General features: G+C 66.2%; 23 protein-coding genes and 1 tRNA gene. 7 read left to right on the forward strand and 17 right to left on the reverse strand.

Annotation, left to right across the window (positions count from 1 at the left end):
- Positions 1-89: 89 nt before the first annotated feature.
- Positions 90-1,169, reverse strand: a complete 1,080-nt coding sequence (locus tag LFT46_RS13835) for a 4-hydroxy-3-methylbut-2-enyl diphosphate reductase (protein ID WP_236799009.1) — start codon at positions 1,167-1,169, stop codon at positions 90-92.
- Positions 1,170-1,178: 9 nt separating this feature from the next.
- On the reverse strand, positions 1,179-2,030 hold the full coding sequence (locus tag LFT46_RS13840; protein WP_236799010.1) for a hypothetical protein: 852 nt from the start codon (positions 2,028-2,030) through the stop codon (positions 1,179-1,181).
- 160 nt (positions 2,031-2,190) lie between these two features.
- On the opposite strand from LFT46_RS13840, the gene xseA reads away from it, so the two are divergent.
- Together xseA and LFT46_RS13850 are read left to right on the forward strand one after the other, a co-directional pair.
- The gene (xseA, locus tag LFT46_RS13845) at positions 2,191-3,561 is read left to right on the forward strand and encodes an exodeoxyribonuclease VII large subunit (RefSeq protein WP_236799011.1); all 1,371 of its coding nucleotides are present in this window, start codon (positions 2,191-2,193) and stop codon (positions 3,559-3,561) included.
- Positions 3,558-3,776, forward strand: coding sequence for an exodeoxyribonuclease VII small subunit (locus tag LFT46_RS13850; protein ID WP_236799012.1), 219 nt, complete (start codon positions 3,558-3,560; stop codon positions 3,774-3,776). Before xseA ends, LFT46_RS13850 begins: the two co-directional genes overlap by 4 nt.
- A gap of 102 nt (positions 3,777-3,878) precedes the next feature.
- Here the strand turns inward: LFT46_RS13850 and LFT46_RS13855 are convergent, their stop codons facing one another.
- From LFT46_RS13855 to LFT46_RS13880, 6 genes are all read right to left on the reverse strand, one after another.
- A complete protein-coding gene (locus LFT46_RS13855) occupies positions 3,879-4,733 on the reverse strand; it encodes a polyphosphate kinase 2 family protein (RefSeq protein WP_236799013.1) in 855 nt (284 codons plus the stop codon).
- A 49-nt stretch (positions 4,734-4,782) separates the two neighbouring features.
- Positions 4,783-6,003 (reverse strand): pyridoxal phosphate-dependent aminotransferase, encoded by a 1,221-nt coding sequence (locus LFT46_RS13860; protein WP_236799014.1) that lies wholly within the window; start codon positions 6,001-6,003, stop codon positions 4,783-4,785.
- A gap of 138 nt (positions 6,004-6,141) precedes the next feature.
- Positions 6,142-7,104, reverse strand: coding sequence for an ABC transporter substrate-binding protein (locus LFT46_RS13865; protein WP_236820138.1), 963 nt, complete (start codon positions 7,102-7,104; stop codon positions 6,142-6,144).
- Positions 7,101-7,847 (reverse strand): ABC transporter permease, encoded by a 747-nt coding sequence (locus LFT46_RS13870; protein WP_236799016.1) that lies wholly within the window; start codon positions 7,845-7,847, stop codon positions 7,101-7,103. The genes LFT46_RS13865 and LFT46_RS13870 overlap by 4 nt, the downstream gene beginning before the upstream one ends.
- A complete protein-coding gene (locus LFT46_RS13875; RefSeq protein ID WP_236799017.1) occupies positions 7,844-8,566 on the reverse strand; it encodes an ABC transporter permease in 723 nt (240 codons plus the stop codon). The genes LFT46_RS13870 and LFT46_RS13875 overlap by 4 nt, the downstream gene beginning before the upstream one ends.
- A complete protein-coding gene (locus LFT46_RS13880; RefSeq protein ID WP_272910801.1) occupies positions 8,566-9,666 on the reverse strand; it encodes an ABC transporter ATP-binding protein in 1,101 nt (366 codons plus the stop codon). Before LFT46_RS13880 ends, LFT46_RS13875 begins: the two co-directional genes overlap by 1 nt.
- 235 nt (positions 9,667-9,901) lie before the next feature.
- Here LFT46_RS13880 and LFT46_RS13885 point away from each other — a divergent pair, with 235 nt between their 5' ends.
- Entirely contained in the window at positions 9,902-10,924 is a 1,023-nt protein-coding gene (locus tag LFT46_RS13885) for a pirin family protein (RefSeq protein ID WP_236799019.1), read from the forward strand.
- A 17-nt stretch (positions 10,925-10,941) separates the two neighbouring features.
- Here LFT46_RS13885 and LFT46_RS13890 read toward each other — a convergent pair whose 3' ends face one another.
- Together LFT46_RS13890 and LFT46_RS13895 are read right to left on the reverse strand one after the other, a co-directional pair.
- The gene (locus LFT46_RS13890; protein ID WP_442863649.1) at positions 10,942-11,922 is read right to left on the reverse strand and encodes an N-acetylglucosamine kinase; all 981 of its coding nucleotides are present in this window, start codon (positions 11,920-11,922) and stop codon (positions 10,942-10,944) included.
- 93 nt (positions 11,923-12,015) lie between these two features.
- Positions 12,016-12,990, reverse strand: coding sequence for a LysR family transcriptional regulator (locus tag LFT46_RS13895; RefSeq protein ID WP_236820139.1), 975 nt, complete (start codon positions 12,988-12,990; stop codon positions 12,016-12,018).
- Between the two features lie 98 nt (positions 12,991-13,088).
- Here LFT46_RS13895 and LFT46_RS13900 point away from each other — a divergent pair, with 98 nt between their 5' ends.
- Together LFT46_RS13900 and LFT46_RS13905 are read left to right on the forward strand one after the other, a co-directional pair.
- Positions 13,089-14,327 (forward strand): MFS transporter, encoded by a 1,239-nt coding sequence (locus LFT46_RS13900; protein WP_236820140.1) that lies wholly within the window; start codon positions 13,089-13,091, stop codon positions 14,325-14,327.
- Between the two features lie 142 nt (positions 14,328-14,469).
- Positions 14,470-14,973, forward strand: a complete 504-nt coding sequence (locus LFT46_RS13905) for an Lrp/AsnC family transcriptional regulator (protein ID WP_236799022.1) — start codon at positions 14,470-14,472, stop codon at positions 14,971-14,973.
- 31 nt (positions 14,974-15,004) lie between these two features.
- Here the strand turns inward: LFT46_RS13905 and LFT46_RS13910 are convergent, their stop codons facing one another.
- Entirely contained in the window at positions 15,005-16,249 is a 1,245-nt protein-coding gene (locus LFT46_RS13910) for an MFS transporter (RefSeq protein ID WP_236820141.1), read from the reverse strand.
- Positions 16,250-16,418: 169 nt separating this feature from the next.
- On the opposite strand from LFT46_RS13910, the gene LFT46_RS13915 reads away from it, so the two are divergent.
- Together LFT46_RS13915 and corA are read left to right on the forward strand one after the other, a co-directional pair.
- On the forward strand, positions 16,419-16,913 hold the full coding sequence (locus LFT46_RS13915; RefSeq protein WP_236799024.1) for an Lrp/AsnC family transcriptional regulator: 495 nt from the start codon (positions 16,419-16,421) through the stop codon (positions 16,911-16,913).
- Complete coding sequence (corA, locus tag LFT46_RS13920) at positions 16,914-17,909, forward strand: magnesium/cobalt transporter CorA (RefSeq protein WP_236799025.1); 996 nt, start codon at positions 16,914-16,916, stop codon at positions 17,907-17,909.
- On the opposite strand, the gene LFT46_RS13925 is transcribed toward corA, so the two are convergent.
- The 6 genes from LFT46_RS13925 to galU form a co-directional block, all read right to left on the reverse strand.
- Positions 17,887-18,642 carry a Pr6Pr family membrane protein gene (locus tag LFT46_RS13925; RefSeq protein ID WP_236820142.1) on the reverse strand — a complete coding sequence of 252 codons (756 nt, stop codon included), beginning with the start codon at positions 18,640-18,642 and terminating at the stop codon, positions 17,887-17,889. The genes corA and LFT46_RS13925 overlap by 23 nt on opposite strands.
- A gap of 101 nt (positions 18,643-18,743) precedes the next feature.
- Complete coding sequence (locus LFT46_RS13930; RefSeq protein ID WP_236799027.1) at positions 18,744-18,896, reverse strand: hypothetical protein; 153 nt, start codon at positions 18,894-18,896, stop codon at positions 18,744-18,746.
- A gap of 123 nt (positions 18,897-19,019) precedes the next feature.
- A tRNA-Ala gene (locus LFT46_RS13935) sits at positions 19,020-19,092 on the reverse strand.
- Positions 19,093-19,225: 133 nt separating this feature from the next.
- Entirely contained in the window at positions 19,226-20,137 is a 912-nt protein-coding gene (locus LFT46_RS13940) for a hypothetical protein (RefSeq protein WP_236822046.1), read from the reverse strand.
- Between the two features lie 105 nt (positions 20,138-20,242).
- Positions 20,243-20,863 carry a GNAT family N-acetyltransferase gene (locus tag LFT46_RS13945; protein WP_236820143.1) on the reverse strand — a complete coding sequence of 207 codons (621 nt, stop codon included), beginning with the start codon at positions 20,861-20,863 and terminating at the stop codon, positions 20,243-20,245.
- Positions 20,864-20,867: 4 nt separating this feature from the next.
- The gene (gene galU / locus LFT46_RS13950; protein ID WP_236799029.1) at positions 20,868-21,773 is read right to left on the reverse strand and encodes a UTP--glucose-1-phosphate uridylyltransferase GalU; all 906 of its coding nucleotides are present in this window, start codon (positions 21,771-21,773) and stop codon (positions 20,868-20,870) included.
- Positions 21,774-21,817: the final 44 nt, after the last annotated feature.

Consider the following 21,817-nt stretch of genomic DNA (forward strand, 5'->3'; position numbering starts at 1 on the left):
GTGCCGGTGAAGGCAGGAGGGGCCGGGCAGTCGCTGACTGCCCGGCCCCGTCCGTTCTACGCGCGCCGGCTATATGCCGTGCTTGTGTTTCAGTTGCGGGCCCGGCGGCCGCCCAGGGCACGGCTGACGTCACCGGACTGTTTCAGGGTTGCGCGGAGTTCCTTGGGCAGCGAGAACAGCAGGTCTTCTTCAGCCGTGACCACTTCCTCCACAGTGCCGTAACCGTAGTCGGCCAGGAGCCTCAGCACGTCCTGCACCAGCACCTCGGGAACAGAGGCCCCCGACGTGACACCCACGCTGGCGACGCCTTCAAACCACGCTTCGTCCACCTCGTTGGCGAAGTCCACCCGGTACGAGGCCTTGGCACCGTATTCGAGCGCCACCTCCACCAACCGGACGGAGTTGGACGAGTTGGCTGAGCCCACCACGATCACCAGGTCCGCCTTGGGCGCGATCTTCTTGATGGCCACCTGTCGGTTGGTGGTGGCGTAGCAGATGTCATCGCTGGGCGGATCCTGCAGGGTGGGGAACCGTTCCTTGAGCAGCCGGACGGTTTCCATGGTCTCGTCGACACTCAGCGTGGTCTGGGAAAGCCAGATGACCTTTTCGGGGTCGCGGACGGTCACCTTGTCGACTTCGTGGGGGCCGTTGATGATCTGGATGTGCTCCGGCGCTTCACCGGCCGTGCCTTCCACTTCCTCGTGGCCGTCGTGGCCGATCAGGAGGATGTCGAAATCGTCCTTGGCGAAGCGGACGGCTTCCCTGTGCACCTTGGTGACCAGCGGGCAGGTGGCATCGATGGTGCGCAGGCCGCGGTCTTCCGCGGACTGGACCACTGCCGGGGACACGCCATGGGCGGAGAAGATAACCAGCGCGCCTTCTGGGACTTCGTCGGTCTCGTCCACAAAGATGGCACCCTTTTCCTCCAGGGAGCTGACCACGTGGACGTTGTGGACAATCTGCTTGCGGACATACACGGGCGCGCCGTAGTGCTCCAACGCCTTCTCGACCGCGATGACGGCCCGGTCAACGCCGGCGCAGTAGCCGCGCGGGGCAGCCAGCAGCACCTTCTTGGTGCCGTTGACGGGAGCTGCGGCTGCTACTTCCTCAGGCGAACGGCGCCTGCGTGGAATGGTTGGCATCGAAAGGGGTACGGCCGTGGTGGTCATCCCTCCATGTTACCGGCTGGTCCGCGCCCGTTTCCGGGATGCGAACAAGGTCACAATGCCCAAGACCACCAGGACGCCACCCGTGATTGCGGCGGTGGTGATCCATCCTTGGAAGTCCGCGCCCGCGGCGGCCAGGAACTCGTCACGGAACATGTTGGCCACGGCATTGCCGGTGTCCGTCGACCGGGCACGGGCCGAGCCCAGCTGCGAGCCAGCTCCCCACAGAGCGGCGAGCGCCAATCCCCCAAGGCCGGCTGCCAACAGAACGGTCCAGCGGCGCCGTGCAGCCACCAGCGCCAGCAGAAAGGCTACGGCCGAACCCATGGCCAGGATGTAGCCCATCGGCGCATAGGTGGCCAGCCGTTCCGTCCACTCCCTTTGCGCAGGCTGGCCGACGTTGATCAGGGTTTGCTCCGGTGGGTTGAGTGGAAGCCGCGTGGTCCGGGAGATTTCCTCCGAGCCGAGGGCTACCAAAGGGGCCACGTCCAGAGTCAGCGACGACGGCGAGGCGCCATCCTGGGGATCCACCGAAGGCTCCGCAAAACTCAGGCGGTGGCTTCGGCGCAGCGTTTCCTCCCAGGCCGCCGGGTAACCGGGAAGCCCGGTCAACGACTCCGCCGCCTTCTCAAGCATCGGTTCGACCAGCCCCGAAAGAAAGCCCGGAACTGCTCCGGTGTCAATTGTTCCCACCGCCGCCGCAGCAAGCTTTCGCTGGAAGTCCGAGTCCTTGCCCAGCGGAGCCGCGAGGCGGACGAACCCATCTTCCTGGACGATGTTCCGATCCACCCATATAGCGGGAACGGCGACAGCGGCCAGGAGGATGCCCAGCACGGTGGCAATGGCAGAGACAAAGGTGCGCACAACAGGTCCTTCGGGGTTGGGGGCCTTTACCCATCCTAGGCAGGACGGAGGACTGTCCCTGTCAGCCCCCGCTGCTAGACCATATGGATAAGGTTGATTGAACGCCCCCAAGAGATGAAGGACCGCATGCCCCCAGCACCAGCTTCCCAATGGCATCCGCATGTCTGAGCAGGCATCCCTTCCGGGTACCGCCCCCACGACGCTGCCGGCTACCGCAGCTGAAACCAGCCCGGATAACCCGTGGCCCTTGCAGCTGCTGTCGCAGAAGCTGAAGGCCCACATTGACCGCACTCCGTCCGCATGGGTGGAAGGCCAGGTCATCGAGCTGAACCGGCGCGGAAGTAACGCCTACCTGACCCTTCGCGACGTGGACGCCGAGGTCTCACTGCCTGCCTCCGTATGGACCAAGGTGCTGGAACGCCAGAACCTTCCACTGGAGCGCGGGTCGCGGGTGGTGGCACTGCTGAAGCCGGAATTCTGGCTGAAAACGGGCAGGCTCAACATGCTGGTGCGGGACATCAGGCCCGTGGGACTGGGTGACCTGCTGGCCAGGATCGAGCGGTTGCGCAAGGCCCTGGCGGCGGAAGGCTTGTTCGCAGATTCCCGGAAGAAGCCCCTGCCCCTTCTGCCGCACCGGATCGGCCTCATCACTGGCCGCGACTCCGATGCAAAGAAGGACATCCTGCGCAATGCAGCCCTGCGGTGGCCGGCGGTGGAATTTGAGATCCGCGAGGTGGCCGTCCAAGGAAACACAGCTGTGGCCCAGGTGGTCCGTGCCCTGCGGGAACTGGATGCCCGGCCGGAGGTGGACGTCATCGTCATCGCCCGTGGCGGCGGTGCGCTGGAAGACCTCTTGCCTTTCAACAGCGAGGACCTGATCCGGGCGGTGGCTGCGGCCGCCACTCCCGTGGTGAGCGCCATCGGCCACGAGGCAGACCGCCCGCTCCTGGACTACGTCGCGGACCTGCGCGCCTCAACCCCCACCGATGCCGCCAAGCGGATCGTGCCGGAAGTCTCAGAAGAGCTTGCCGGAGTGCGCCAGGCGCGTGAACAGTTGCGCCGCTGCATGGAGCGGCTGGTGGACCGGGAATCTGACCGATTGGCGGCACTGCATTCCCGGCCGGTCATGGCGGCGCCCGAGGGCATGGTCTCGCTCCGGGCCGAGGAAATTGAACGGCTCCTGCGCCGTTCCTCCGCTTCAGTAAGTTCCACCGTGGTGCGGGCAGCAGACCAGCTTGAGCACCTCAAAGCCCAGGTACGCGCGTTGTCCCCGCAGAAGACGCTGGACAGGGGGTACGCCGTCGTCGAACTGGCAGGAGACCAGGCCGCACGGATCGCCCAAGCCGGGCACGCAGTGGTCCGCCGCCCTGCCGAGGCGCCTGCGGGTGCAGCCTTGTCCATCCGCGTGGCGGAGGGACGTTTCGGCGCGACGTCCACCGGACCCGTTCAGTCCACCGGCGGATTCCAGGCAGGAAACCAAGACCACCACCAGAAACCAGACCACCACCAGGAATTGGAAGAAAAAGCATGACTGAACAAAAACCAGGGTCGGATGTCGCAGCACTGAGCTATGAGGAAGCGCGGGAGCAGCTCATCGCTGTAGTGGGCAAGCTGGAGGCGGGAGGCGCCAGCCTCGAGGAATCCCTGGCGCTGTGGGAGCGCGGCGAGGCGCTGGCGGCGCGATGCGAGGAGTGGCTGGAAGGCGCCCGGAAGCGCCTGGCGGCAGCCCGCGACCAGCCGCTATAGGCAGCCCATCCACTGTCGCCAGCCGGTCAACGCAGCCCAGTCAACGGACCGGCAGCAGCAGGCCAGTGGAAAGATTACACAGTCGATTCACGGGAGCGATCCTCAGGAACGGGCCACCAGTTCCCGCTCTGTGGCGACGTCGAATTCAGCCTTTGGCCATTTGAGGTTCATCCCGGAGAGGGCGCCGAGCAGCAGTTGCTGGACCGCGATCCGGGCATACCATTTCTTGTTGGCCGGGACGACGTGCCAGGGCGCGACCGGCGTGCTCGTTTCGTCGATCGCAGCCTGGTAGGCACTCATGTAATCGTCCCAAAAAGCGCGCTCGTCCAGGTCGCCGTGGCTGTACTTCCAGTGCTTGGCAGGGTTGTCCAGCCGTGCCAGCAGGCGTTCCCTCTGTTCGTCCCCACTGATGTGCAGCATCACCTTGACCACCTTGGTACCGGAATCCGTCAGCCTCGCCTCGAATTCATTGATGGCAACGTACCGCCGCTTGATTTCATCCGGACTGGCCCAGCCGTGGACCCTGTGGATGAGGACGTCCTCGTAATGGGAACGGTCAAACACACCCACCATCCCGGCGGCCGGCACTTCCTTCTCGATGCGCCATAGGAAGTCGTAGGACTTTTCCTCGTCGGTGGGGGCTTTGAATGCCTTGAAGTGGACGCCCTGCGGGTTCATCGATGCCATGACGTGGCTGACGATCCCGCCCTTGCCCGCGGTGTCCATGGCCTGCAGGATCAGCAGGACCCGTTTGGTTCCGCCGAAGCGGGACTCCGCAAAGAGCTTTTCCTGGAGTTCGGAAAGTTCGTCGTCCATCTCCGCGAGGAGCAGCTTGCCGTCATCCTTGGTTCCGCTGTAGCCAGGCGTTGAGTTGGGATCCACGGCGGCAAGGGAGAAACCCTCCCCCGCGCGAAGGGTTTGGGCAGGATGCTGGTCGAAGCCAACGACGCGGGCCATGGGAATCCTTTCGCCAAGGGTTGCACGGGCAGGGGCCCGTGAGCACAGGCTAGTTCCCCTGGTACCTGCTTAGGAAGTCCCCCATACGGCCAATGGCCTCCTCGATGTCCTTCACGTTCGGCAACGTCACCATCCGGAAATGGTCGGGGCGGACCCAGTTGAAGGCGCGCCCGTGGGAGACGAGGATCTTTTGTTCCCTCAGCAGGTCGAGGACGAATTTCTCATCATCGCGAATGTGGTAGACGTCGGGGTCCAGGCGCGGGAAGAGGTAGAGCGCGCCCCTGGCCTGCTGGGTGCTGACGCCGGGAATGGCGTTGAGCATGTCATAGGCCTTGTTCCGCTGTTCCAGCAGGCGGCCGCCGGGGAGGATGAGGTCGTTGATGCTTTGATAGCCGCCCAGTGCGGTCTGGATGGCGTGCTGGGCCGGGACGTTGGCGCACAGCCGCATGTTGGCCAGGAGGTTGATGCCTTCGAGGTAGTCGGCAGCCTCCTTCTTGGGGCCGGATATGGCCATCCAGCCGGCCCGGTAGCCGCATACCCTGTAGGCCTTGGACAGCCCGCTGAACGTCAGGCACAGGACGTGGTCGTCGGTGAGCTTGGCGAGGTTAACGTGGACGGCGTCCTCATACAGGATTTTTTCGTAGATCTCGTCGGCGAAGACCACCAGGCCGTGCTTTTCAGCCAGGGCAACAATGCGCTTCAGCGTCTCTTCCGGGTAGACCGCGCCCGTCGGGTTATTCGGGTTGATGACCACGATTCCCTTGGTGCGGGGCGTGATCTTGGCTTCCATGTCCTCAAGGTCAGGCTGCCACCCGGATTCCTCGTCGCAAAGGTAGTGGACGGGCTTACCGCCGGCGAGCGCCACGGAGGCCGTCCACAGCGGGTAGTCCGGCGTCGGGATGAGGACTTCGTCGCCTGAATCCAGCAGCGCCATCAGGGACATGGTGATGAGCTCGCTGACACCGTTGCCCAGGTAGATGTCATCGACGTGGATGTTCTGGATGCCGCGGGTCTGGTAGTACTGCGACACCGCAGTGCGGGCGGAAAAGATGCCGCGCGAGTCGCTGTAGCCCTGGGCGTGCGGCAGGTGGCGGATCATGTCCACCAGGATGGCGTCCGGTGCCTCGAAGCCGAACGGGGCCGGGTTGCCGATGTTCAGTTTGAGGATCCGGTGGCCCTCCGCCTCCATCTGCTGGGCGGCCTGCAGAATCGGTCCACGGATGTCATAGAGAACGTTGTGAAGCTTCGTGGACTGCCTGAATTCTGCCATTCCTCAAATATGCCACAGGAAGGATGCATCCCCGTTGAGACATCCACCACATGGCCGACGGCGGCTGCCGGACCTTTCAAAGGTCCGGCAGCCGCCGTCGTCATTACCGAAGCTCCCCTCGCCGGAGGGGCGTGATGCCTACTTGACGATGCCCTTCTCCTTGAGCCAGTTGGTGGCCGCCGTCTTGGCGTCCTGCTTTTGGCTGCCGCTGACCGCACGGTTGAGGTTGATCAGGTCATCGGTGGTGAGCGTGCTGGACACCGAGTTCAGAGCCTGCTTTGCCTTGTCCGTCATCTTCGCCTTGTTGTACAGCGGCAGGACCTGCTGGGCGATGAAGTTGTTCTTGGGATCATCCAGCACCACCAGGTCGTTGTCGGCAATGGAGGGCGTGGTGGTGTAGATGTCAGCCACCTGCACCTGGTCCTCCAGCAGCGCCTTCAGCGTCACCGGGCCGCCGCCGTCGCTGAAGGGCTCCAGCTTCTTGGGGACGCAGTTGTAGTTCTTCTTCAGACCCGGCAGGCCGTAGGCGCGCTCGGCGAACGTGGCGGGTGCCCCCACCACGATCTCGCTGCAGACCTTGGCCAGGTCCTCGATGGACTTCAGCTGGTACTTTTCCGCGGTGGCCTTGGTGACCACCATGGCGTCCTTGTCTTCAGCCTTGGATGCGTCCAGCACGCCGAGCCCCTCCGGCAGCTTGCCGGGCAGTGCCTTGGCGATGTCGCCGGCGGAGACTTCCTTGGCTTCCTTGTCCACGTACAGCAGCAGGTTGCCACTGTAGTCCGGCACCACGTCCACGGAGCCGTCCTGGACTGCCTTGAAGTAGACCTCGCGGGAGCCGATGTTCGGCTTGGTGGTGGCGGTGATCCCGTTGGCGTTCAGCGCGCCTGCGTAGAGTTCGGCGATGATCTGGCTCTCGGGGAAGTCGGCCGAACCCACCACCAGGGAGGTGGCTTGGCCGGAGGCCCCGCTGCTCGATGCCGGCGGGCTTTTCAGGGGATCGGATGAACCGCCGCAGGCGGACAGCACCACGGCCAGGCCAACCCCGGCGGCGAGGCCACCGAATGCCCGCCTTCCGAGGCGCTGGGGACGGCTATCTTTCATGACTTACCTCCTTGTACAACAGTCTCCGCAACAACGGGGTCTGTGAGATCAACCGCAGCCTCCTGGCTGCGATAGGACAGCTTCGAGGGCCCCTGGGTCAGGAACAGCCTCTGGAACAGGGACAGGACGAGGTCGACGGCGATGGCCAGCACCGCGATGAGGAGGGAGCCTCCCAGCATCTGGGGGAAGTCGCTGAGGACCAGGCCGTCAAAGAGATAGCGGCCCAGGCCGCCGAGGTTGATGTAGGCAACCACGGAGACAGTGGCGATCACCTGCAGCACGCCGGTCCGGAATCCGCCGAACATGACGGGGAGCGCATTAGGCAGCTCGGCCCGGAACAGGACCTGCGGTTCCGTCATGCCCATGGCACGGGCGGCGTCCACCACGTTCCGGTCCACACTGGATATTCCGGCATAGGTTCCGGCCAGCAGCGGCGGGACGGTGAGGATCACCAGGGCCCACACCGGGGGCATCAGTCCGATTCCGGCCAGCAGCACGAACAGGATCAGCAGGCCAAGGGTGGGAAGTGCACGGAGGGCCCCAGCCAGCGCCACGACGGCCACCCGGCCCTTTCCGGTGTGGCCGACGAAAAGCCCGACGGGAACGGCGATGGCGGTGGCGATGAGCATGACCAGGCCGGTGTACTGGAGGTGCTCCCCCATTCGGGCAGGGATGCCCATGCTTCCGGACCAGTGCTCCGGGTCGGTGAGCCAGGCGAACGTATCGGCAAAGACGTTGCTCATGCTGCTCCTCCCGCCGTTGACGCAGACCGCTCCGCAGCCACCGGCGCGTCCGCAGGGGCACGCCCAACACCGCGGTCCCGCCGGCCGCCGGCCCGCTCCCACGGGGTGAGGATGCGTTCCAGCAGGACCAGGACAGCATCCATCAGCAGCGCAAGGACCAGGATGGCGATGATGCCCACCACCACCTCGGTGACAAAATCCCGCTGGAGGCCGTCGGTAAAGAGCATCCCCAGGTTGCCGACACCCAGGAGTGCCGCAACACTGACCAGCGAGATGTTGCTGACGGACACTACGCGAAGTCCGGCGAACAGGACCGGCAGGGAGAGCGGCAGGTCGACCTGAAGGAAACGGGCCAGCGGCTTGAAGCCCATTGCCTGCGCGGCCTGGCTGATGTCCGCGTCAACGGAGTCGAAGGCGTCCAGGGCGGCGCGGACCAGCAAGGCCACCGCATAGATGGTCAGCGCCACCACCACGTTGAGGGGATCCAGGATCCGGGTGCCCAGGATGGTCGGCAGGATGATGAACAGAGCCAGCGACGGAATGGTGTACAGGAGCGAGGAGGCCGTGAGCACCACGGAGCGCAGTGCGCTGTTCCGCCGTGCCAACTGCGCCAGCGGAATGGAAATCAGCAGGCCCAGGACCATGGGAACGATGGCCAGCACAAGGTGCTGGCCGCCGCGTTCCAGGATCATGCCGGTGTTGGCAAGGAACCATTCCATCAGAGGGCAGCCTGCCGCACCTGGCGCGCTTCTTCGATGAGCGCCAGCACCTCACCGCCGCGGACCACACCGAGTACCTTGCCGTCGGCGTCGACGGCAACGCCCAGGCCCGACGGCGAGGACAGGGCTGCGTCCAGGGCCCGCCGGAGGCTTTCCCCTGGACGGAACAGCGAACCGCCGGGAACGAGTTCGGTTTCAGTGCCCGGCGCGGACCATCCCAAAGGCTGCATGTCCGGGTCCACCACCAGCTGCCATCCGCCGGCTGCGCTGGAATCGGACTCATATCCCCCTGCAGCGCGGATAATCGTAGGCACCGGGTGGATCACCACGCCGTCGGACGGGCTGAAACCCAGGTGCCGGAAGCCGCGGTCCCGGCCGACGAAGGACGCCACGAAGTTGTTGGCCGGCGCCCGGAGGATTTCCTCAGGGGTGGCGTACTGGGCCAGCTTGCCGCCGGTGGCAAAGACGGCAACCTTGTCGCCCAGGATGGTGGCTTCGTCGATGTCGTGGGTGACGAACACGATGGTCTTGGCCAGGTCCTTTTGCAGACGCAGCAACTCGTGCTGGAGTTCGTCCCGGACAACCGGGTCCACTGCGCTGAACGGCTCGTCCATGAGGAGGATGGGCGGATCTGCAGCGAGGGCGCGCGCTACGCCTACGCGCTGCTGCTGGCCGCCGGACAGCTGCGACGGATACCGCGTGCCCAGGGAGTGCGCCAGGCCCACCACGTCCAGGAGCTCCTCGGCGCGCCTGCGGGCGTCAGCTTTCGAAACCCCATTCAGCCTGGGAACGGTAGCGATGTTGTCCAGCACCGAGCGGTGCGGCAGCAGCCCTGCCGACTGCATGACGTAGCCCATGGAGCGGCGCAGTTCGGCCGCCGGCACGGAGGTGACGTCCCGGCCATCCACGGTGATGGTCCCGGATGTGGGCTCCACCATACGGTTGATCATCCGGAGGGACGTTGTTTTGCCGCAGCCGGAAGGGCCCACGAAGACTGTGACCGTGCCCCTGGCGATGGACATGGACAACCCGTCCACGGCGGGCTGGCCGCCCGGGTACTGCTTGGTAACGCTCTGGAACTCAATCATCGCCTGGTCCATGGTGCGGACTTACCTGTTCTCTTGGACGGGCTGCTTTCAGCACCGCGACACTGCCATCAGCACGCTGATAGTTACGGTAACCCAAACGGGGGCGGCCTTCAGCAGCTAAAGCCCCAATCCCCGCAAAGGAATCCCTACTGTGACCATTCGGTACCCTGTCCTGCACGGATGGGTGTCCGGGATGGGACGCGCACCACTCCTGTTGAGGTGGCATCAGCGCGCCTAGAGTAAAGGCGTGACCAACTTGGAAATTTCACCCCAGGAAGAGCTGTGCCCGCCTGCCGCTGCCGAAGGCACCCCGGGCCCGTGCCTGCAGCTGTGGCCGGAGCGCGAAGTGCCGCTGGGCGGAGTCCGCGCCATGAACGTCAAACGCACGCTGCCCCAGCGCGGACTGCCGACGATCGGTGCCTGGTGCTTCCTGGACAGCTTTGGCCCCGACCGGACCGCCATGTCTGTCCTCCCGCACCCCCACATTGGGCTCCAGACGGTGACCTGGCCCCTGGCGGGGCACATCCGGCACCGGGACAGTGTGGGCAGCGATGTGGTGGTGCGTCCGGGCGAGCTGAACATCATGACTGCGGGGCAGGGCGTGTCGCACTCGGAGTTCGCGGTGCTTCCTTCCGACGGCGGCCAGGAGTTGCCGCTGCAGCGGGGACTTCAGCTGTGGGTTGCCCTTCCCGACGGGGACCGGCACAGGGAACCGGCGTTCGAACAGCACCGCGAGCTGCCGCGCGCCGCCGGCCAGGGTTTTACCGCCACCGTGATGGTGGGAAAGCTTGCCGGAGTGGCGTCCCCGGCAACGATGTACTCGCCAATCGTCGGCGCTGACGTTTCCTGTGAAGGGGAGGCGGTGCTCCCGCTGGAGCCCGCGTTCGAGCACGGCATCCTGGTGCTCGACGGCGGCCTGGCGGTGGACGGGCAGGAACTGCCGGCGGGGCCGCTGGGCTACCTGGGCACCGGCCGCAGCGAGCTGCGGATGCAGGCGCGTCCTGGCACGCGCTTCCTGTTGATCGGCGGTGAGCCGTTCGGTGAGGAACTGCTGATGTGGTGGAACTTTGTGGGCCGCACCCACGACGAAGTGGAACAGGCCCGGGATGACTGGGAAGCGCAGGCGGGGCTGCCGGACACCGAAACGGCCGCCGCCCGCTACGGCCTGGTGCCCGGGCACGGTCCGGACGCCGGGGCGGAGGCAGGACGCATCCCGGCTCCCCCGCTTCCCGGCGTTCGGCTGACACCCCGCAAACGGTCCGTCAGCTAGGAGTCCTGCCTAAAGGGTCAGGCGGGCTCTGCCAGGAGCTGCAGGACACCAAACACCGGTTCCTGGTCCAGGACCCGCACATCCATGATTCCGGCTGCGGCAAGGTTCCGGCGGAATGACTCCTGCAGGGGAGCAACATTCATCCCCAGCCCGCCCCCCAGGATCACCGGCCCGTCGATTTTCAGCTGGCCCAGCACCTGTTCCGCCAGGGCAGCAAGGTCCTGCCCGGCCCGGGCCAGCAGGGCTGCACTGTCCTGGTGCCCGGCAGCTGCCGCCTCCACCACGTGCCGGGCCTGCTGCGCCCAGAAGCGGCGCCCGGTGTCCGGGGAGTGGAACAGCGCTATCAGCTTGTTGGGGTGGTCCAGCCCGCAGGACCGCAGAAGGGCTGCGGTGAGCTGGTCGATGGGCAGGCCCTGGTTCATCCTGCGGAGGCTGTGCCGCACCGCTTCGCGGCCCAGCCAATAGCCGCTGCCTTCATCCCCCAGCAGGTAACCCCAGCCGCCGGCCCGGGCCTCGCCGCCGTCGGCATTGCGTCCCCAGGCCGCTGAGCCCGTCCCTGCGATGACGGCCACCCCGGTGCCGGCCCGGCCTGCCGCCAGCAGCAAACGCGAGTCGTGGACAACGGTGACGCGTGCTTGCGGGGCCAGCGGCTGGATCAGGGCAGCCAGGGCTGCAGCGTCCTCGTCGGTATCGATTCCGCCCGAGCCCGCATACACCCGGTCCACACGTCCTCCGCCGATCCGGGCAAACAGCTCCGCGAGGTTGCGGGCCGCCTGTTCACGGGTGACGTTCTGGACGTTGGAGCTGCCTGCCGAGTCGTCCGCGACAGGCCGGCCGTCCTCAAAGCGGACCCCGTGGGTTTTGGTGCCCCCGATGTCCAGCCCGATCGTGATGCCGTGAAGCGGGTTTACAGGAAGCGGGTTGCCCTGCTGCGGGTCGCTTGGCGCTTCCGCGGCCGGCTCGACGGGATGGGCGAAAGTGTTCTGGGTGTTCGTCACGTCACAAGGGTACTTGCGGGGAGGGCGTGCCGTGCGGCACCCGGCCGCGCCTGGCCCCGGCCGGCGCGCTCCGCCGTCGGCCGTCTTACTTGCTCAGCGGCCCGCCCTGGTGACCAGCCCAGCCAACAGGCCCGGACCTTGGGAGACCACCAGTTCGCGGAAGAGCCTGGCCGGAACAGGTTCGCTTTCGGGCTTCCGGCGCCGCCAGCTCACGCCGACCTCCCTAAAGGCGAGCGGGGAATCCAGTGGCACTTCCACCCACCCCAGGTCGCCCGTTTCGGGGCGCAGTGTGCGGCCCGGCGCCTCACCGCCCGGCGGGAGGACGCTGACGCCGAGGCCTGCCGCGACCAGTCCGCGGACCGTGTGGGAATCCTGGCTTTCAAAGGCGATCCGCGGGCGGTACCCGGCCTCGCGGAACAGTGCATCGGTGAGGGACCGCAGCCCGTACCCGGGCCCCAGGGCAACGAACGGCTCGGTCCGGATATCGGCCACGGCCGCCATCCGCTTCCGCGCCAGCGGGTGTCCATGATGCACCACCAGCCGGAGCGGCTCACGGTACAGCGGCGCCGAATCAAGGTTCTTCCCGGGTGGGGCCACGGGCGCGGTGAGGGCAAGGTCGGCTTCGCCGGAAGCAAGCTCCTCCAAACAGCTGTTCCGGGCGCCCTGGCTAAGCCGGAAGGCGGTTCCGGGGTGTCGGGTACGGAAGGCGCTGATCAGCAGGGGCAGGGTGGCTTCGCCGAATGTGTGCTGGAAGGACACAGACACAGTGCCCCTGACCACCTGGGACTCGTTCCGGACCAGGTCCAGCCCGGCCTGGAACTCCGCCAGCGCGTGCTCGATGTAAGGCAGAAGCGTGCGGGCAGCGGGAGTCAGGCGGACCCCGCGCCCGTCCCGGACCAGGAGTTCGGTGCCGACGGCGGCGCTGGCCCGGGCCAGTGCCCTGCTCACCGTTGACTGGGGTACTCCAAGCAACTCGGCTGTCTCCGTCACATGCTCGGTGCGGCCCAGCTCGGCCAGTACCGGCAGGAGCGGCAGCAGCTGCGCCAACTGTTTCCGGTCCGGTTCCATTGCTGCCTTACCTTTGCCTCGAATGACCCACTATCGATATCAGTTTGACAGGAAAGATGCATTGGAAGCATCCATTTCGGGAGGACTACGCTGGCTGGATGCGACAGAAGGCACCAGCCGGCACCGGCCCCTCACCCGTCTGGAGTGGGCATCCCAAGGGATCGCGGGACTACGGCCGCGTCCTCGCCGGACTGGCGTGCGCCGGTGTGGCCACTTTCGCGCAGCTTTACGCCACCCAGGCGGTCCTGCCGCTCATGGCGGCCGACTTGGACATCACTGCTGCCGAGGCCGCCCTCACCATCTCCCTGTCCACCATGGGGCTGGCCGCCACGGTGATCCCCTGGTCCTTCCTGGCAGACCGCATTGGCCGGGTGAAGGCCATGATGTGGGGCATCACGGCGGCCACCGTCCTGGGCCTGCTGGTGCCGTTGTCCGCGAACTTCACCATGCTGCTTGTGCTGCGGCTACTGGAGGGGATGGCCCTGGGCGGCATTCCCGCCATCGCCATTGCCTACCTCAACGAAGAGGTCAGCAAAGCCCATGCCGCGTTGGCTGCAGGAAGCTATGTTGCCGGCACCACCCTTGGCGGCCTGTCAGGCCGGCTCGTAGCGGGGCCGGTTGGTGAACTCTGGGGCTGGCGCTCGGCGGCCTTGGCCGTGTCCCTGCTGGCGACCGTTGCCGCCGTCGTATTCCTTGTCCTGGTGCCCCGGGCCCGGGGATTCGTTCCGGCCCAGGCCGCCGGCCTCCGGAACGCCATTCAGACGCTCGCCGCCCATCTTCGGAATGTCCGGCTGCTGGCCATTTACGCCCAGGCCTTCCTGATGATGGGCGGGTTCGTGGCCGTCTACAACTATCTGGGTTTCCGGCTGTCCGCTGCGCCGTTCGGGCTCCCGGCCACCGTGATCAGCCTGATCTTCCTGGCCTACCTGTCCGGAACTGTTTCCTCCCGCTGGGCTGCGGGCCTGACCACAAGGTATGGCCGTCGGAACGTCCTGCTCGCGGGACTTGCGCTTGCAGTGGCCGGCCTCGCCCTGACCCTCACCCCGTCCCTGGTGCTGATCCTGTCCGGGCTGGTGGTGTTCACCGGGGGCTTCTTCGCCGCCCACAGCATCGGGTCCGGGTGGACCGGCGCCATCGCCAGTACCGGCCGGGCCCAGGCGGCCTCGCTGTACAACCTGGCCTACTACCTGGGCTCCAGCCTCCTTGGATGGGCGGGCGGCCTGGTCTTCCAGGCGTGGGGCTGGGGCGCCCTGGCGGGAGCCGTCATGGCGCTGGCCTGCGTCACTGCCGCAACTGTCGCCGTCGTCCATCCCCGGGCCGAAACAGCCCCTTCCTGAGGTCCGCCGCGCCGTCCGTGAATTAAGCGGCTTCCCCAGCTCTAAAAGGGGCTTGGATATTCGGCAGGGCACGCCCGGGCTGAGCGGATGGCGACGATTCTGCGGTCTAGGATGAACGAAAGATCGCGTGGAAGGAACCGCAGTGAGTACGAATCCCAGGAACCCCAGGCCCGGGCCACATCTTGAACCGCTCGACGCCATCGACGAACGGCTCCTGGAAGCCCTCGTCTCTGACGCGAGGATTTCCAACAAACAGCTCGCCGAACTGGTGGGGATCGCTCCATCCACGGCCCTGATGCGCACCCGGGCGCTGTCTGAACGGGGCATCGTGCAGGGCTATGAGGCGAAGCTGAACCTGTCGGCCATCGGCAGGTCTGTGCAGGCGCTGGTGGCCGTGCGGCTCCGCGCCCACGACCGGGACCAAATCGACCGCTTCACCGCACGCGTGCCGCACCTGCCGGCCGTGCTCTCCACCTTCCACACCTCAGGTTCGGTGGACTACCTGCTGCACATCGCCGTCGGAAGCACCGAAGACCTGCGGGACTGGGTCCTGGACAACCTCGCCACCGATCCCGTGGTGGGGCACACCGAGACCACCCTGGTCTTCGAACACATCCAGGGCAACCACGGGCCCCTTCCCGACTAGCCCTGCCCTGCTCATTTGGGGAGGCGGGGTGTCACTTTCGCTGCCGGACGGCCATGGCTGCGAGCGTCCAGGCTGACAGGCCAAGGGCCGCGACGCCGCACAGCAGGACGAAGCCTTGGACGGCCGGCGCCATCCCGAACGCCGCGCTGGCCCAGCCAAGGCCCAGGACCGGCACCGCACTCCCCAGGTAGGTGATGACGTAGACGGTGCTGATGATCTGGGCATGGCGGGCGGGCTCCACCTTGTCGGCAACGTCGTTAAAGACAATGCGGAACGACAGGCCCTGCCCCAGCCCGGCAGTCACGGCGGCCCCCACCAGCAGCAGGGGGCTGTGCCAGGCGCCGGCGGCCCCCAGCAGGATGACGGAGACGCCAAGGACTGCGAGCCCGCCCGGGACGGTCAGGCGGCCCCGGACGGTCACCAGCTGGCTCAATGCTGACGCGCCCAGTGGCAGGCCGGCCAACACGCCGATCAACGGCCGGGAGTCAGTGCCAAGGACCTGGGCAAAGTAACCCGGTGCCAGGGACAGGGAGAAGCCAAAGACTGCGAAGCTCAGGAAGCCGACTGCGGACGCCAGCCAGAATGCGCCCCTCGCCTGGCGGGAAACGGAAGGCCGGCGCGGAGCCAGGGCATGCAGCGGCCGGGACACTGCCGGCACCATGATGGCCGGGCGGGCACGGACCAGGTACAGCGGGACCAGGAGACCGGCAAGCAGCAGAGAGTGGACGACGTACGGGGCCGTGGTGGGGCCGGGGAGCAGCGACAGCAGCCCGCCGATGACGGGGCCGGCGGCCACTCCCCCGGATGAGGCCAGCAACGTAAAGCGCGATGCCCACTCCGGACGGGACGGGAGCAGTTCACGGAGGGCAGCGGCGCTTGCCCCGGTGGCCAGCGCGACAGCCATTCCCTGTAGTGCCCGGCCCGCGCACAAGGCGGCCAGTGTTCCCGCTTCCGCGAAGATCCAGCCGCCCACCAGCCCGGTCAGGACGGCCACCAGGAGCGCAGCACGCCGGCCGATATGGTCCGACCAGTGCCCCGCGAGCAGCAGCGTTCCCACCAACGCCAGGACGTAGCTGGCAAAAGCGGCGGTCACATCAAGGCTGGACAGGCCCAGGTCGGCCTGCAGCAGCGGGTACAGCGGCGTGGCCAGGTTGGCGCCCACCAGGAGGAGGAAGATGGCCGCACCGGAAATTACCAGCCGCGCGGTGGTGGAGGCATTCCACCCGCTGGGCATGGCCGTTACCGGGCGCATCCGCAGTTCGCTGAAGACCGTCATTTTGCCGCCTTAGGGATCGCCACGGCAGGTAGTCCTTGTGGGAGCCCGGCGCGGATACAACATTGATGGTTCAACAGTGCGGCACTGCTGCCCTATCCATCCATTACTGCGAGGATAATTGAGCAGAATAATCAATTTACGAAGCGCAGCGTGATGGAGAGTGACGATCTTGAACAAGCTGGATCCCACGGACCTGAAGATCCTCCTGGCCCTCATCAGGGATCCCCGGATCCAGATCGGCGAGCTCAGCGAGTCCCTGGGCATCGCCCGCAACACGGCCCAGTCCCGCGTGCGGCGGCTGCTGCGGGCCGGGGTGCTGCGCCCGGGCGGCCGCGAAGTGGACCTGGAGGCGGTGGGCTATGACGTGGTGGCGTTCGTGACCATCGAGGTCTCCCACCGTGAGCTCGACGGCGTTGTGGCGGCGCTGCGGCTCATCCCACAGGTCCTGGAAGTCCACGAGATCTCCGGACGCGGCGACGTATGGTGCCGGGTGGTGGCCACCGACACGCACAACCTCCAGTCGTCCCTCCGGCAGGTCCTGAGGATCAAGGGCGTGATCCGGACGGAGACGGTGCTGGCCCTGCACACCCACATCCCCTACCGCACCGAACCCCTTATCAGCGGCCTCAGCAGCGCGACAGCCCCGGCGGCTAGGATTTCCTGAATGACCATCATCGATAACGCCGTCTACGTCAACGGCGTCCGCCACGCAGAGCCTGAAAACCTGGAACAGACCTTTGAGACCCTGGCCCGGCACGGCGGCATGGCCTGGATCGGGCTCTACCGGCCCACCGCTGAGGAAATGGCTGCTGTGGCCGCCGAGTTCGGGCTCCACGCCCTCGCGGTGGAGGACGCTGTTTCGGCCCACCAGCGGCCCAAGCTGGAGCGTTACGATGACAACCTTTTCACGGTACTCCGGCCGGCGCGGTACCTGGATGAGGACGAGACGGTGGAGTTCGGTGAACTCCACGTCTTCACGGGCAAGAACTTCGTGGTGACCGTACGGCACGCCGAAACAGCTGGTGTGGCCACCGTTCGACGGCGGCTGGAGGAAAGGCCTGATCTCCTCCAGTACGGACCCGAAGCGGTGCTGTATGCCCTGCTGGACCGCGTGGTGGACGACTACGCGCCGGTGGTGGCCGGGCTGGAGAACGACATTGACGAGATCGAGGACCAGCTGTTCAGCGGCGACTCTTCCGTGTCCCGCCGCATCTATGAACTGGCACGTGAAGTCATCCAATTCCAGCGCGCCATCCACCCCCTGCCGGAGATGCTGGACCAGCTCAAAAGGGGCTTCGAAAAGTACCAGGTTGAAGGCGACCTGCGGCACCGCCTGCGCGATGTGGAAGACCATGTCGAGCGGGTGATTTCCCGGGCGGATTCCTTCCGGGACCTGCTGCAAAACGCCCTGACCCTGGACGGAACCCTCACGGCGAACCGGCAGAACGAGGCCAGCGCCGAGCAAAACGAGCAGGTGAAGAAAATTTCCTCTTGGGCTGCCATCCTGTTCGCGCCTTCCTTCGTCGCCGGCATCTACGGGATGAACTTCGACACCATGCCCGAGCTCCACTGGACCTTCGGCTATCCCTACGCCCTGGTCCTCATGGTTGCCGCCGGGGCGCTCATGTACGGGATCTTCAAAAAGAAGGGCTGGATCTAGGAACCCTGGCCCGGACGGCCTTCCCGGCTGCCAGCGCCGCCCGCGCGTTGCCCGCGCTGTGCACCAGGACCGCAACTGCCAGGAACGCGGCCAGGACCTGGCCGGTGGTTGCCAGCACCCTGGGCCAGCCGCCGTCGATGGTGGGGTCAAGGAAGTCGTAGACATACCACCCGTCCAGCCCGCCCCGGATCCACGAGAAGGCCAGGAACACTACGGGGTAGCCCAGCCACGCAGCGGGCCGCCACCAGGGGCCGCGGACCGTGCGGGTTACCAGGACCCAGTCAAGGGCTGCCACCAACGGGGCCAGGCGGTGGTGGACAAGCTGCGGCCAGTACAGGTCCCAGGTCCACCAGGGCTCGCCCGGCGGAGCCACGAGCACCACGTAGATGATCCCGGTCATGACCAGGTACAGGACCAGTCCGCCGAAGAAGTGGTCCCACCAGTACGGCAGCGAGCCGCGCCGCCGTACTCCCGAAATCATCAGGACAAGACCAAAAGCGAGGTTCCCCTGCACGGTGAATTCCGAATACAGCTGGGCAATGTCCACATCGTTGCCGGGCAGGGTGGCATCCACCGTCTTCTGGACCACTGCGGCGAGGACGGCCAGCCCTGTGAGGACCCGAAGGACACGGATCCACGGGCGGTCCGGGTGCAGGGCGTGGTTGGCGGCAAGGTTGCGCCGGACCGGAGGAATCAAGGGCGTCAGGCCGCCCGGCTTCGCTGCAAGGCTCATGGAGCCAGCGTGGCGCCGCCGGTACGAAAAGACCAGAGTCCTTGGGCGGTTGGTACCAGCCGCCTACCTGGCCGCACAGCAGCCCGGCAGGCGGATGATGATCAGGCGTTGGCCCTGCGTTTCAGCCAACCCCAGACGCCGGTGGCGACGAAGAGGACCAGGCCGATGATGGCGAGCCAGAGAAGGCCCTTCACGACGAAGCCAAGGATGGACAGGATGAGCCAGAGGACCAGAAGGCCGATGATGATTCCCATGGGCTTACTCTAGGCCTGTACTGCAGGAAGCGCGCGCGCATTGCCCGGCGTTTCGCGGACAGGCTTCGCAGCATGGGGCAAGAGGCAACGAAAGAGCCCGCTGTTTCCAGCGGGCTCTTTTAGTGGAGCTAAGGAGATTCGAACTCCTGACCTCTTCGATGCGAACGAAGCGCTCTACCAACTGAGCTATAGCCCCGGAACCAGCTGCCTCCTGCAAGATATCCCAGGCTGGTGCGGAACCGGTGTCCCTAGGCTACAAATTTTCCATCCCCAACGCCAATCGACGCACACGGGCATCTGCCGGTAATGCGAAGCTCCCCCGCTTGGCCCTAGGCGCGGCGGCGCTGGAGGACGTCGTCGAGGTTACTCAGGGCGCTCTGTGCCTTGGACAACTGCTGGGCGCTCAACTGTTCCGTTTCGCCGCCCTCTGCTGCCGTTGCCTCCGCAGCCCCCTTCTTCAAGGACGGCTTGCCGACTGCTTTGGGCGCTTCCGGCAGCTCCAACGGCTCCGGCTCAGGGCGCTCAGCCTTGGCCGCCTCCACGTAAACAGGCTTGGGAACCTCCACCGGCTCCCAGGGCGTGCCCACGGGAATGGGGGACGGAGCTGCGGCGCTGGTGTCACCGGCAGCCACTGCGACGGCGAGGGCCGCTTCACGCAGCTCCACGGCCGTCAGCGGCTTAACCTTCGCCTGGCCCGCCTCCGCATCGAAGAGCGTGCTTTCCGGCATCACGGGAGCCACCTCGGGCTTGGCAGGAATAACGACGGCGTCTTGCGGGCGGCGTGCCGGGGCACTCATGGCAGAGCGGAAGGCGGCGTTCACCTTCGCCCTGCGGTCACGGACAGCGAGCCAGCGCAGCAGTGCCACCGACGCGACGGTCACCAGGGTGCAGGTGAAGGGAAGAGCAGGCGATCCGATGCCGAACGGAAGCAGCACACCCGAGATGAAGGCGGTGACCAGGGACAGCAGTCCCACAAGGGCCAGGGCAGTGCGGCCGTAGCGGACGCGGAACCTGGGCGGGGGTGGGGTGCTTGCAGCGCCTGCGGCACTCTTCCTGGGTTCCATGGCTTTCTCCTGCTGGGCGGCGACGTTCAGGACCAGGCCGGGATGCGGGTCCGGCCTTTCATCGGCGGGGGCGTCTGCCAGGAAGTCGCCGGCGGGCTGGAACTGGTGCCTGCGGTTCCGGAGGACGTAAGGGGCAACCCATACAATCCAGAGCGCGACGGCAACCACAAGGATCACTGAGCTGCTAAGGGGGAAGTCCACACTCAAAACCGTATGAGCATCATGCCTGCTCAGGCCGCATTACCAAGGGTGTGTCGTGCCCCTGAGGGCAAACCATTGGATTTATGACCGGCGCGATGCCAGCCAAGGGCCCAACAGGCCCTCCGGGACTTCTTCCGCAGTGAGGGCGAACGAGCGGTGGTCGGCCCACTTGCCATTGATGTGCAGAAAACGTGGCCGGTACCCTTCGTCCCGGAAGCCCAGTTTCTCCACCACCCGCAGGCTTGGTCCGTTCTCGGGCCGGATGTTGATTTCCATGCGGTGAAGGCCAAGCGCCTGGAAGCAGTGGTCGGTTACCAGCGCCACGGAGGTGGGCGCTATCCCCCGTCCTGCCCTGCCCTGGTCCACCCAGTATCCCAAGGTGGCCATCATGGCCGAACCCCAGACGATGGAAGATACTGTCAGCTGCCCCACGATGGCGGGTTTCCGAAGGCCCGGCTGCCACTCGGTGATGAGGAAAGGCAGAGCAGTGGCCTGGGCAGCCTGCAGATTGAGCGAGCGGACCATGTGCCGGTAGTCAGGGAGGCCGCCCGCCGGGTCCGGGTTGGATGCCTCCCACGGCGCCAGCCATTCACTGTTGCGCGACCGTACCTCGGTCCACTCTTTCTTGTCGCGGTACCGGATGGGCCGCAGGACCAGGTCGCCCGACTCGAGGGTGACTGGCCAAATAGGACCTGTGTGCATTGGGTTACCGGGAAAGGTCGGCGGCGAAGCCGGGCAGCCATTCCCGCAGGCCCGGGCCCAGGTCTTCGCTGTCGACGGCCAACTGGACGCAGGCCTTGAGGTAGCTCAGCTTGTCTCCGGTGTCGTAGCGGCGGCCGCGGAACACCACTCCGTAGACACCATGCCCCTGGGCATCACCGGTGGCAAGCTCCTGGAGGGCGTCCGTCAGCTGGATTTCTCCACCCCTCCCCGGCTCGGTGTGCTCGAGGACTTCGAACACGGCCGGGTGCAGGACATAGCGCCCGATCAGCGCAAGGTTCGACGGAGCTTCCTCGGGCGTGGGCTTCTCCACCAGCCGGTTGACGCGGACGTAGTCTTCTCCGTCAATCTCCTGGATGTCGGCGCAGCCGTAAGCACTGATCTGCGAGGGCTCCACCTCGATGAGCGCAACGACGGACCCGCCCGTTTTCGCCTGCACGTCGATCATGGTGCTGAGCAGTTCGTCGCGGGCATCAATCAGGTCATCCCCCAGCAGGACGGCGAAGGCTTCGTTGCCCACGTGCTGCTTTGCCCGGAGCACCGCATGCCCCAGTCCGTGGGGGTCGCCCTGCCGGACGTAGTGGATGTCGCCCAATTGGCTGGCCGCCTGGATGGACGCAAGCTTTTCCGTGTCGCCCTTGTCCTCCAGCGTCGATTCGAGGGAGGGCACCCGGTCGAAGTGGTCTTCCAGGGCGCGCTTGTTGCGGCCGGTAATCATCAGCACGTCGTTGAGGCCCACGTGCACGGCTTCCTCCACCACATACTGGATGGCAGGCTTATCCACGACGGGAAGCATTTCCTTGGGCATCGCCTTCGTGGCGGGCAGGAACCTGGTGCCCAGGCCCGCGGCGGGAATGACGGCTTTGCGGACTCTGGGGTTACTGGTGCTCACCGGACTAATCTAACGTCAGCGTCAAGCATTTCAGTAACCACCGG

The organism is Arthrobacter sp. FW306-07-I (genome assembly GCF_021800405.1).
Lineage (GTDB): Bacteria > Actinomycetota > Actinomycetes > Actinomycetales > Micrococcaceae > Arthrobacter.